We start from the raw sequence: 11,552 nt of genomic DNA, 5'->3' as shown, positions 1-11,552 counted from the left end.
ACCTTTCCCGGCTCCGTTCGGGCGGCTGTAGAGTCAGGGAGACAATGGCTCTCGAATGGATTCTGCTCGGTGTCGGGCTGCTGCTCACGGTCGGCACGGGGTTCTTCGTGGCCAGCGAGTTCTCGCTCGTCAACCTCGACCGGTCCGATCTCGAGGCGCGCTCCGCCCGCGGCGAGAAGGGGCTCCAGCCGGCGATCACCGCGCTGCGGCACACCTCCACGCACCTCTCCAGCGCCCAGCTCGGCATCACGCTGACGACGCTCCTCACGGGCTACACGATGGAGCCCGCCGTCTCGAGCCTGCTCGAGGCCCCGCTCACCGGTGTCGGCATCCCCGAGGGCGTCGTCCCGGCCATCAGCGCCACCGTGGGCATCCTGTTCGCCACCCTGCTCTCGATGATCGTCGGTGAGCTCGTGCCCAAGAACTTCGCACTGGCGCTGCCGCTGAAGACCGCGCGCATCGTGGTGCCGTTCCAGCTCGCCTTCACGATGGTCTTCCGGCCGGCGGTGGCGCTGCTGAACAACAGCGCGAACGCGCTGCTGCGGCTGATCGGAATCGAGCCCAAGGAGGAGCTGTCGGGCGCCCGCACGGCCGAGGAGCTGTCGTCGCTGGTGCGCCGCTCGGCGGTGCAGGGCAGCCTCGACGTCGACACTGCGACGCTGCTGAACCGCACGCTCCTGTTCTCCTCGCACGACGCCTCCGACGTGATGACCCCGCGGCCGCGCATCGTCAGCGTCAAGCGCGACGAGTCGGCGTCGGCCGTGCTCGAGCTCGCCCGCAGCACCGGGCACTCCCGCTTCCCGGTCGTCGACGACGACATCGACGACATCGTGGGGCTGGTGCACGTGAAGCAGGCGGTGTCGATCCCGCGCGACCGGCGCGGCGACGTGCCCGCCGTGGCGATCATGACCGAGACGGTGCGCGTGCCCGAGACGATGACCCTCGACCTGCTGCTCGGCGAGCTCCGCGGCCAGGGCTACCAGATGGCCGTGGTGATCGACGAGTACGGCGGCACCGCCGGGGTCGTGACCCTCGAAGACCTGGTGGAGGAGCTGGTGGGCGAGCTCGTCGACGAGCACGACCGCTCCCGCGCCGGCGTCGTGCGCACCCGCGCCGGCACCACCTTCCCCGGCATGCTGCGCCCCGACGAGCTGGCCGACCAGGCCGGCATCGCGGTTCCCGAGGACGGCCCCTACGAGACGGTCGCCGGCTTCGTGATGAGCGCGCTCGGCCGGATGCCCGTGGTGGGCGACACGGTCGCCCTGCCCGACGGCGCGCTGCGGGTCGAACGGCTCGACGGCCGCCGCATCGACCGGCTGCGCTACGTGCCGTCGCCCGCTGTCGACGCGTCGCCCGCGGTCAACCCTGAGGAGGTGCCCCGTGGCTGATTGGCTCGGGATCGTCTGGCTCATCGTGCTGCTGGCCGGCAACGCCTTCTTCGTCGCGGCCGAGTTCGCCGTCATCTCCGCCCGCCGCTCCCAGATCGAGCCGCTGGCCGAGCAGGGGAAGGCGAGCGCGAAGACGGCGCTCTGGGCGATGGAGCACGCGACGCTCATGCTCGCGACGACGCAGCTCGGCATCACGGTGTGCTCGCTGCTGATCCTGAACGTCTCCGAGCCCGCCATCCACCACCTGCTCGAGGGGCCGCTGCACCTGGTGGGCCTGCCCGAGGAGGCGAGCGGCGCCGTCGCCTTCGTGATCACCCTCGTGCTCGTGTCGTTCCTGCACGTGGTGCTCGGCGAGATGGTGCCGAAGAACATCTCGTTCTCGGTGCCCGACCGCGCGGTGCTGCTGCTCGCGACGCCGCTCGTCGCGATCGCCCGCGTGCTGAAGTTCGCCATCGTCGCCCTGAACGCCACCGCGAACGGCGTGCTGAGGCTGTTCCGGGTGGAGCCGAAGAGCGAGGCGGCCAGCGCCTTCACGCTCGACGAGGTGTCGACGATCGTCGCCCAGTCGCAGAAGGAGGGCGTGCTCTCCGACACGGCCGGCACGCTCACCGCGGCGTTCGAGTTCACGGCCAAGACGGTGGCCGACGTGGCGGTGCCGCTCGATTCCCTCGTCAGCCTGCCGCCCGACGCGACCCCCGCCGACGTCGAGCGGGCCGTGGCGAAGTACGGCTTCTCACGCTACGTGCTGCTGGACGACGAGGGGATGCCCGCGGGCTACGTGCATCTCAAGGACGTCATCGACCTCGACGACGACGAGTTCGACGACCCGATCCCCGCGAAGCGCGTGCGCCAGCTGCCCTCGCTGTTCGAGAAGACCGAGCTCGAGGACGCCCTGGCCAGCATGCGCAAGTCGGGTGCCCACCTCGCCCGCTCGTTCACCGAGTCGGGGCTGACGACGGGCGTGCTCTTCCTCGAGGACATCATCGAGGAGCTCGTCGGCGAGGTGCACGACGCCACCCGGCGCGTGCGCTAGCGGGTCGGGCGCGCCCGCACGTACTGCGGCGCCCAGTAGTCGATCTCCGCGCCGAGCTCCTCCGCCGCGCGCAGCGCGAAGTGCGGGTCGCGGAGCAGTTCGCGGGCCAGCATGACCGCGTCGGCGCGCCCCGAGGCCACCACGTCCTCGGCCTGCTGCGGTGTGGTGATCAGCCCGACGGCCGACACCGGCAGGCCCGAGCCGTCCTTGACGGCCTCGGCGAGCGGCACCTGGTAGAGCGGGCCGACCGGGATGCTCTGATGACGCACGTTCCCGCCGCTGGACACGTCGACCAGGTCGCCGCCGGCGTCGCGCACCCACCCCGAGACGATGGCGGTCTCCGCCTCGTCCCAGCCGCCCTCGGCCCAGTCGGTCGCGGAGAAACGCACGAACACCACCAGCTCCTCGCCGACCGCGGCCCGCACGGCGCGGACGACCTCGAGCACGAGCCGTGCCCGGTTCTCCAGCGAGCCGCCGTAGGCGTCGGTGCGCGTGTTCGACAGGGGGGAGAGGAACTGGTGCAGCAGGTAGCCGTGCGCCGCGTGCACCTCGAACACCTCGAAGCCGGCCTCGAGGGCGCGACGGGCCGCGTCGCCGAAGGCCGCGACGAGCGCGGGCAGCTCGGCGGCGTCGAGGGCACGGGGCTCGGCGTAGTCGCCGAAGGCGATCGCCGACGGCCCGACGGTCGGCCAGCCGCCGTCCTCGGCGGGCACCGTGCCGCGCCGGGCGTCCCACGGGCGGAAGGTCGAGGCCTTGCGTCCGGCGTGGGCGAGCTGAATCGCGGGCACGGCGCCCTGCGCGCGGATGAAGGCGGCGATCCGGGCGAGGGAGTCGCGCTGCACGTCGTTCCAGAGACCGAGGTCCTGGGGGCTGATCCGGCCCTCGGGCACGACCGCGGTGGCCTCCGTCATCACGAGGCCCGCCCCGCCGGCCGCGAACTGGCCGAGGTGCATCAAGTGCCAGTCGGTGGGGACGCCGTCGCGGGCCTCCACGGAGTACTGGCACATCGGCGCCACCCAGACCCGGTTTCGGGTGGTGACGGAGCGCAGGGTGAACGGACGGAACAGAGCGGTCTGGGGCACGTATCGTGGAACCATGTCCGACCCCGCCGCTATTCCCGACGCCCGCGACGATGCCCGTGACGACACCCCCGTGCAGTGGCGCGACTGGACCGAGCTCTCCGCCTCGGAGAACATCGCGGTGCCCGGGCCCGACGACGACAAGTACAGCCGGGGAGTGCTCGGCGTGGTCACGGGCGGCGACGAGTTCCCGGGCGCTGCCGTGCTCGGCGTCGACGCCGCGGTGCGCACGGGCGTCGGCATGGTGCGCTACCTCGGGGCGGCCCGCGCGGCCGACCTCGTGCTGCGCCGACGGCCCGAGGTCGTGACGGCGCCCGGTCGGGTGCAGGCGTGGCTGATCGGCTCGGGCCAGACCGCCGCGAACCGCGACGAGGCGACCGCCGCCGCCCTCGAGCACGCGATCGCCGACGGGGTTCCCCTCGTGGTCGACGCCGGAGCGCTCGATCTCGTCGGCCGCCTCGGCGCCCCGGCCGTGCTCACGCCGCACGCGGGCGAGCTCGTCACCCTGCTGAAGGCGGCGGGCACCGAGGTCGACCGCGCCACCGTGAGCGCCGACCCCGAGCGCTGGGCCGCCCGCGCCGCCGACGCCACCGGGCACGTCGTGCTGCTCAAGGGGCGAACGACCCACGTCTGCGCCCCGCTCCGCGGCGAAGGCCCGAGGGTCGGCGCGCGCGTGCAGGCGCCGTCGAGCTGGGCGGCGACCGCGGGCAGCGGGGACGTGCTGGGGGGCGTCGTCGGATCCCTCGTCGCGACCCACTCGGACGAGGTGCTCGCCGACCCGGAGCTGCTGGTCGCCCTCGCGGCCACGGGGGCGTTCGTGCACGCCTGGGCGGCGGAGCGCGCATCCGATCGCGGCCCCGTCGCGGCCCTCGACATCGCCGAGGCCGTGCCCCGCGTGATCGCCCGCCTGGTCAGCGGCGTCGCGGACTGACGCGCGCAGCGTGCACGCGAGCACGCGAGCACGAGCAGTCAGCTGCCGACGAAAAGCACCGGCACCAGCACCCGCACCATCACCGCCCCTCAGTTCGCGGGCGCCGCCACCAGGTCGATGTCGATGTGCGCCGTGTCGGACGCCCCCACCACGGCCAGCGCGGTGCTCGAGAATCCGTAGTCGGAGAGCGCGATCGGGATGCTGCCGGTGAGCGTGCCCGACTCGCCGTCGAAGCCGATCTCGGCCTGCGCCTGCACCTCGTGGCTGATGCCGCGCACCGTGAGCGTGCCCGTGATGGTCGTCTCGACGGGATCGCCGCCCGCCTCGGGCAGGTCCACCGGGTCGGAGAGCACGAAGGAGGCCGTCGAGTTGCCGCCGGTCGCCGCGAGCAGGGCGCTCAGCACCGCGTTGCGCGGCCCGCCGTCGCCCGCGAGCGTGGCGAGGTCGACCATGAACTCGGCGGTGGTGATGGTGTCGCCGGTGCGGGCGATGACGCCCGAGATCTCGTCGGTCTCGGCCGAGACGAGGTCGTCGCCCGAGGCGCTCTGCATGCGGTAGCCGATGGAGGAGGAGCGGTCGATCGAGAAGCTCGTCGTCTCGACCGAGCTGTCGAGCTCGTCGTCGGGGGTGCCGAAGACGGTCGGCATGACGGCCTGCACCGTGGCGCTCTGATCGAGCGTCATGCTGCGCGCGAGGATCGGCACGGCGACCAGGGCGACGGCGCCGATGGCGGCGACCGAGGCCATCAGGGCGACGGCGGTCTTGGCGGATCTGTTCACGAAGGACTTCCGGTTCGGTGGGAGTGATCCCAGTGAACCAAGGAAAGGTGGTTGCGGGCTGAGAACGACCGGTGCGGGGGCTGGGCCGCGGTCCCGGCCCAGTCGCACGGCCCAGCCGCACGGCCCGCGCACACGGCCCACTCACGGGGCACACCCTAGGATGACCCTCGTGCTGACACGCCTCCCTCGCCTCGCGGCCAACCCCCTCGTGCTCTGGGCGGCCTTCCTCGCCCTCCACGTCTGGCTCGGCTACGACGGTCTGACGCACCCGAACCAGCCGTTCGGCGACGTCACGAGCGTGTACAAGGGCTGGGTGGAGCAGTCCCTCGACGGCTACCGGCTCGGCATCGACGGCCCGTGGGTCTACCCGATCCTCGCCTTCGTGCCGATGCTCGCCGCGATGGCTCTCGGCCCCGGCCTCTACGGCATCGGCTGGATGATCGTGGTGACCATCGCGGACGCGGCCATCTTCGCCTACCTCACCACCCGCCGCCGCGTCGGTCGCGCCGAGGGCACGCGCCCGCTCGAGACGGGGGAGCGCCTCCGCCTCGCGGCCGCCTGGTGGTGGCTGCTGTTCCTGCTGCTGCTCGGCCCGGTCGCGCTCGGGCGCATCGACATCATCACCGTCGACATCGTGATCGCCGGGCTGCTCGTCGCCCGCAACCGGCCGGTGCTCGCGGGCGTGCTGCTCGCGATCGCCACCTGGGTGAAGGTCTGGCCCGCCGCGATGATCGCCGCGGTGGTCATCACGCTGCGTCGACGGATGCGCACGGCCGTCGCCGCGGCCGTCACCCTCGTCGCGGTGCTGGCCGGGGCGCTGGCGCTCGGGGCGGGACTGAACGCCTTCAGCTTCGTCTCCGAGCAGACCGGACGGGGCATGCAGGTCGAGGCGCCGACCTCGGTGTTCTGGCTCTGGTCGGCCTACGCGGGTGGTGGCTCCGAGGTCTACTACGACATGCAGATCCTCACCTTCCAGGTCACCGGCCCGGGCAGCGACGTCGCGGCGATGCTGATGACCCCGCTGCTCGTGGTCGCGGTCGCCGCGGTGCTGCTGTTCGCCGTCTACGTGGTGCGGAAGGGTGCTCCGGCGACCCACGTGCTGCCGCCGCTCGCGCTCGCGCTGGTGATGGCCCTGATCGTGTTCAACAAGGTCGGATCGCCCCAGTTCATGGTGTGGCTGTCGGCCCCGATCATCCTGGGCCTCGTCACGCAGGGGCGCCGGTTCTTCTGGCCGGCCGTGCTCGCCTTCGTGATGGCCGGGCTGACCCAGGTCATCTACCCGATCGCGTACGACGCCATCCTCGGGCTCGACCCGGTGATGCTCACGGTGCTCACCCTGCGCAACCTGCTGAGCATCACGATGCTCGTGATCGCGGTGGTCATGCTGTGGCAGAGTAGACGCGGATCGGGAAAGGCGGATCAGCATGCTCGTGGCGTTTTCGGTGGCACCGTCGGGCGGGGCCTCCCCCGCGGGTGAGGGCGACGGGGCGAGCGTGCACGACGCCGTCGCCGCCGCGGTCGAGGTGGTGCGGGCATCCGGGCTGCCGAACTCGACCGACTCGATGTTCACGACCATCGAGGGCGAGTGGGACGAGGTGTTCGACGTCGTCAAGCGGGCGACCGAGGCCGTCGGCGCCTACGGCTCGCGGGTCTCGCTGGTGCTGAAGGCCGACATCCGGCCCGGGCACTCGGGTGAGCTGACCGGCAAGGTCGAGCGCCTGGAAGCGGCGCTCGAGCGCCGCACCTAGCTCGGCAGCACGTCGTCCTCGAAGTCCTCGGCGCTCTGGTTGCCGAGGTACTCGTCGCGGGGCAGCAGCCCGTCCTGGATGGCGCGCTTCCGCAGCGCCACCTTCGTGCCGACGTCGATGCCGACCAGGCGGTACTTCTCGCGGATGCGCTTGAGGTAGGACTTCGCGGTCTCCTCCGAGATGTCGAGCGCCTTCGCGACCTGCTTCACGGGCTCGCCGCCGCCGTAGAGCGCCATCACCCGCCGCTCCTGGGCAGAGAGCCGCGGGGAGGAGTCGAGGTCGTCGGCCGCGAGGGCCAGGTCGAGCTCGGTGGAGATGAAGCTGTCGCCGGCCGAGGCGGCGCGGATTGCCTCGACGATCATGTCGGCCTCCTCGCTCTTGACGAGGTAGCCGAGGGCGCCGGCCGCGATGGCCTCGCGCACGACCACCGGCTCGGAGTAGGTGCTCATCAGCACGGTCTTCACGCCCGCCGACTTCAGGGCCCGCAGCTTCACCGAGACCGGGAGGTTGTCCTTCAGGTCGAGGTCGAGCAGCACGACGTCGACGGGGAACTCCGGGTGGGTGAGCAGGTCGGGCCAGGTCGTCACGGCCGCGACCATCGAGATGTCGTCGGCGGCGCCGCGGATCCATTCGGTCAGGGCGCCGAGGAGCATCCGGTGGTCGTCGACGATGGCCAGTCGGATGGGTTCGCGTGTGATCGTCACCACAGGTCTCCTTCTGTCCGGCTCACCGCGAGGCGTCCGGCACGACAACATGGGCGTCGACACTGACCCGCAGGCGGCCGGTGCGGCCGTCGACGGAGTACTGGCCGACTCGGGAAAGGGCCGACCAGACAGCCGGGTCGATGCGGCGCCGGGGGATCTCGCCGACCGACATGGCTATCGGGAGCACCATCCTATCCAGAGCGTCGGGCCCGCTGAGGGAGCCGGGCCGCCCGATCTCGACCTCGATCGTGGGGGCCCAGCGGCCCGAGCCGTCGACGATCAGCCAGATGGCCGAGAGCAGGCCGTCGCGCTGCGGCGCCTCGAGGTAGCCGGCGAGACCGTCGGGGTCGACGAGCCGCACCGCCGAGGCGAGGTACTCGGAGTCGGCGACGGCGTGGTGCAGCCAGGTCTCGCGGCGCCCCGCGACGAGCAGGCGGCGCAGGTCGGTGGCGAGACCGGATGCGGTGGCCGCCTCCGAGCGGTCCAGCGGCAGGGTCGTGCGGCCGCTCGCGACGTCCTGCAGCAGCTCCTCGGCGGCGAGGTCGAGGCGGGCGAGCTCGGCCGAGGCGAGCAGGCCGAGGCCGTACCGGGGAGCGGTGATCGTGCTCTCGGCGACGGTGCGGTCGAGCTCGCGCTGCACCAGGCGACCGAAGGAGCGCACGACGATGACGCCGGCGAACAGCGGGGCGACTGCGAGCGAGACCTGCTGCCCGGTGTAGACGAGCCCGGGCGGGTCGATCAGGGCGCCGATCACGATCGCCGAGAGCTCCAGTGCGGTGAGCCCGATCGCGGCCATCAGCATCTGGTTCACCGGCCGGAAGGTGGAGCAGGCGAGGAGGGTGGCCCCCACGGCGATGGGCACGGAGACGTAGTTGGTGTCGGGGGAGTTCCAGACCGCCACGTGGTCGAGCACCACGCTCAGGGCGCCGGCCACGAGCATCCCGGTCCAGGCCCAGTCGGGCAGGCTGCCGCGGGTGCGCCGGGCGATGACCACGGCGGCCACGAACACGGCGATCACGAGCACCCAGCCCGTCAGGGTGAGGCCGGGCAGGGCGTTCCGGGCGATCGTCCAGCTGAGCGAGACGAGACCGCGCACCACGAGCAGCGCGCCGATGATGACGGCGCCGATGCCGAGGTAGCCGATGCCGAGCCGGGAGTCGCGGGCGATGCCCCGGCGCACGGCGTCGACGGCGTCGGGGCCGAGACGCCGAGCCCGCACCAGCTGGGTCAGGGCGCCGTCGGGGTCGGCGCTGCGCATCCGGCTGCGGGTGCCCGCTCCCGGGGTGAACGAGACGGGGGTCGGATGCTCGGGCCGCTCGGTCTCGCCGGGCCGCTCGGTCTCTGCCGGCCGCTCGGTCACTTCGGCACCTCCAGCACCACCGTCGTGCCCGCACCGGGGGAGGAGAACAGCCGCACCTTGCCGCCGACGTCGCGCACCCGCGCCATCACGGACTCGGCGAGGCCGAGACGCTCGATGTCGACGGTGTCGAGGTCGAAGCCGACCCCCGCATCCGTCACCATCGCGCGCACCGAGGTGTCGTCCTCGGAGATCGTGACGTCGGCGGAGCCCACCTGGGCGTGCCGCCGCACGTTCTCGAGGCACTCGGACAGCGAGAGCAGGAAGGCGTCGAGCACGTGCGAGGGCAGCAGGATCTGGCCGCTGCCGTGCCAGGCGACCTGCAGCCCCATCCGCCCGAAGCGCTGCTTCACCGACTCGAGGGTGTGGCCGAGGTCGCCCGTCTCGACGTGCTCGAGCGTGTAGCCGCCCGAGGAGCGGGGCATCGGGGTGCCGCCGAGGCGCAGCTGGCGCAGCAGCCGCGCATCCTCGCCGGCCTGCTTGCGCAGGGCCTCGGGCTGCACGCCGATGCCCGAGTGCGCCAGCAGGGTCAGGGTGGCGAGCACGGTGTCGTGCAGCAGCCGGGCGCTGCGGCGGCGCTGCGCCTCGAACTCGCTGGCCTGCCGCTCCACGGCGTGGGCGCGGCCGAGCCGGGCCATGCCGCCGAACGCGCGGCGGAGGCTGGCCGACAGCCAGGTCGCCGTGATGAACAGCGCCACCCAGCCGGCGACGACCGAGGCGATCACGAAGACGGTGCGCCCGGTCGGCCAGGTGACGACGGTGGTCATCGCGAGCACGGGCAGGTAGGCGGGCACCACGATCCAGAGCAGGCGCCGGGTGGTGGCGACGGTGAGGATGAGCGTGGGGATGGCCGTGGACGCGAAGAACGTCACCGCTCCCGTGGTCGCCACGTCGGAGATCAGGGTGCCGTGCAGGGCGAAGCTCGCGAGGGTCAGGAGGCTCAGCCCGTAGACGATGCCCGGCCAGAGCAGGGATCGGGCGCTGCCGACGAGGTAGAACCCGAGCCCGGTGAGCACGAACAGCACCACCGGCACGGCGACCTGCTCGAGCCGGTCCATGTTGGCCAGGACGACCGAACCGAGCGATGCTCCGGTGAACAGGATGCCGAGGTCGCGCGCCGACCGGGTGAGGAGCTTTCGCCGTTCACGGTCGGTCCTGGGCACAGTCTGAATAGTACAGGCGGCCCTCCCCACAACTGGGGTCGCCACGAAGTCGACACTTGTCGCTAACATGGAAGCAGTTCCGGGGGGAAATGCACCGGGGGTCGCTGAGGCGGCCCCCGGTTTTCTCATTCCCGAAGCAGTCTGGCGATCTCGCGCCCGACCACGTCGAACTCGATCAGGAACCCGTCGTGGCCGAACTTCGACTCGATCACCACGGGCCGGTCGCCGTCGAGCGTGTTCGGCAGGTGCCGGGCGATCAGCTCCTGATCGGCGACGGGGAACAGCCGGTCGCTGTCGATGCCGACCACGAGCGCCGTCGCCCGCACCGACTCGAGGGCGGCCTGCACCCCGGTGCGGCCGCGGGCGAGGTCGTGCGAGTTCATCGCCTCCACCAACGTGATGTAGCTGTTGGCGTCGAAGCGGCGGGTGAACTTGTTGCCGTGGAAGTCGAGGTAGGACTCCACGGCGAACCGGCCGCCGCCCCCGAGCGGGTCGAGCCCGCTCTGCCAGCTGCGCCGGAAGCGGTCGTTCAGTTCGTCGGGGCTGCGGTAGTTCAGCAGCGCCATCCGCCGGGCGAGCGCGAGCCCGTGGTGCGGCCCCTCCCCGTCGGGGGCATCGTAGTAGTCGCCGCCGTTGAAGGCCGGGTCGGCGCGGATGGCCTGCACCTGCACCGAGTTCAGCCCGATCTGGTCGGCCGAGCTGAACGCCGGCGCCGCGATCACGGCGATCCGCGCCATCGCCTCGGGGTAGCGCACCGCCCACTCGAGCACCTGCATCCCGCCCATCGAGCCGCCGACGACGGCCGCCCAGCGCTCGATGCCGAGCACCTCCGACAGCGCGTGCTGCGCCCGCACCTGGTCGACGATCGTGGTGAACGGGAACCGGGCGCCCCACTCGGCCCCGTCGGGCGCCACCGACGACGGCCCGGTCGAGCCCTGGCAGCCGCCGAGCATGTTCGGGGCGATCACGAACCACCGGTCGGTGTCGATCGGCAGGCCCGGCCCCACGAGCCCCGGCCACCAGCCGTCGGTCGGATGCCCGGGCTCGGCCGGATGGTTCAGGTTGCTGTCACCCGTCAGGGCGTGCAGCACGAGCACCGCGTTGTCGCGGGCGGGCGACAGCGTGCCGTAGCTCTGATACGCGATCTGCACGTTCGGCACGGTCTCGCCGGTCTCGAAGACGACGTCGCCGATCGCGGCGAAGGAGCGCCGGCCGACCGGGTCGCCGACCCGCCACGCTCCCGACGCCGGTGGCTTGCCGAGCACCGAGCGGATCTGGGCGTCGGTGACGAAGCCGCTCGGAACCGTGTCCTCGTTCGTCTGCCAGTCCATGTCGCTGTCGATTCTGCACGAGACGGGGGCCCGGTGCGC

11 protein-coding genes are annotated in these 11,552 nt (G+C 72.2%); 5 read left to right on the top strand and 6 right to left on the bottom strand.

Annotated elements, in window-relative coordinates; all coding sequences use genetic code 11:
• The first annotated feature begins 44 nt into the window (after nt 1-44).
• Complete coding sequence (locus ITJ64_RS15075) at nt 45-1,388, top strand: hemolysin family protein (protein ID WP_194681548.1); 1,344 nt, start codon at nt 45-47, stop codon at nt 1,386-1,388.
• Nucleotides 1,381-2,421 (top strand): hemolysin family protein, encoded by a 1,041-nt coding sequence (locus ITJ64_RS15070; RefSeq protein WP_173181239.1) that lies wholly within the window; start codon nt 1,381-1,383, stop codon nt 2,419-2,421. The genes ITJ64_RS15075 and ITJ64_RS15070 overlap by 8 nt, the downstream gene beginning before the upstream one ends.
• Here the strand turns inward: ITJ64_RS15070 and ITJ64_RS15065 are convergent.
• Nucleotides 2,418-3,518: an NADH:flavin oxidoreductase/NADH oxidase gene (locus ITJ64_RS15065; protein ID WP_194681547.1), complete on the bottom strand. Its 1,101-nt coding sequence runs from the start codon at nt 3,516-3,518 to the stop codon at nt 2,418-2,420. The genes ITJ64_RS15070 and ITJ64_RS15065 overlap by 4 nt on opposite strands.
• Here ITJ64_RS15065 and ITJ64_RS15060 point away from each other — a divergent pair.
• Nucleotides 3,517-4,431: an ADP/ATP-dependent (S)-NAD(P)H-hydrate dehydratase gene (locus tag ITJ64_RS15060; protein WP_194681546.1), complete on the top strand. Its 915-nt coding sequence runs from the start codon at nt 3,517-3,519 to the stop codon at nt 4,429-4,431. The two genes, ITJ64_RS15065 and ITJ64_RS15060, sit on opposite strands and share 2 nt — an antisense overlap.
• Before the next feature lie 89 nt (nt 4,432-4,520).
• Here ITJ64_RS15060 and ITJ64_RS15055 read toward each other — a convergent pair whose 3' ends face one another.
• Nucleotides 4,521-5,210: a YceI family protein gene (locus tag ITJ64_RS15055; protein ID WP_194681545.1), complete on the bottom strand. Its 690-nt coding sequence runs from the start codon at nt 5,208-5,210 to the stop codon at nt 4,521-4,523.
• Between the two features lie 169 nt (nt 5,211-5,379).
• Between ITJ64_RS15055 and ITJ64_RS15050 the strand changes: the two genes are divergently transcribed.
• On the top strand, nt 5,380-6,687 hold the full coding sequence (locus ITJ64_RS15050; protein ID WP_370545205.1) for a glycosyltransferase 87 family protein: 1,308 nt from the start codon (nt 5,380-5,382) through the stop codon (nt 6,685-6,687).
• Nucleotides 6,635-6,958 (top strand): thiamine-binding protein, encoded by a 324-nt coding sequence (locus ITJ64_RS15045; protein WP_194681543.1) that lies wholly within the window; start codon nt 6,635-6,637, stop codon nt 6,956-6,958. The genes ITJ64_RS15050 and ITJ64_RS15045 overlap by 53 nt, the downstream gene beginning before the upstream one ends.
• Here ITJ64_RS15045 and ITJ64_RS15040 read toward each other — a convergent pair.
• From ITJ64_RS15040 to ITJ64_RS15025, 4 genes are all read right to left on the bottom strand, one after another.
• Nucleotides 6,955-7,662, bottom strand: coding sequence for a response regulator (locus ITJ64_RS15040; RefSeq protein ID WP_370545204.1), 708 nt, complete (start codon nt 7,660-7,662; stop codon nt 6,955-6,957). The two genes, ITJ64_RS15045 and ITJ64_RS15040, sit on opposite strands and share 4 nt — an antisense overlap.
• Before the next feature lie 22 nt (nt 7,663-7,684).
• The gene (locus tag ITJ64_RS15035; protein WP_194681541.1) at nt 7,685-9,022 is read right to left on the bottom strand and encodes a hypothetical protein; all 1,338 of its coding nucleotides are present in this window, start codon (nt 9,020-9,022) and stop codon (nt 7,685-7,687) included.
• The gene (locus tag ITJ64_RS15030; RefSeq protein WP_194681540.1) at nt 9,019-10,182 is read right to left on the bottom strand and encodes a sensor histidine kinase; all 1,164 of its coding nucleotides are present in this window, start codon (nt 10,180-10,182) and stop codon (nt 9,019-9,021) included. Before ITJ64_RS15030 ends, ITJ64_RS15035 begins: the two co-directional genes overlap by 4 nt.
• Nucleotides 10,183-10,307: 125 nt before the next feature.
• Nucleotides 10,308-11,513 (bottom strand): homoserine O-acetyltransferase, encoded by a 1,206-nt coding sequence (locus tag ITJ64_RS15025; RefSeq protein ID WP_194681539.1) that lies wholly within the window; start codon nt 11,511-11,513, stop codon nt 10,308-10,310.
• Nucleotides 11,514-11,552 lie beyond the last annotated feature (39 nt).

Source organism: Herbiconiux sp. VKM Ac-1786 (genome assembly GCF_015350805.1).
Classification (GTDB): Bacteria; Actinomycetota; Actinomycetes; order Actinomycetales; family Microbacteriaceae; genus Herbiconiux.
The sequence above is the reverse complement of the archived record's forward strand: the minus strand, read 5'-3'. Positions and strand labels throughout refer to the sequence as shown.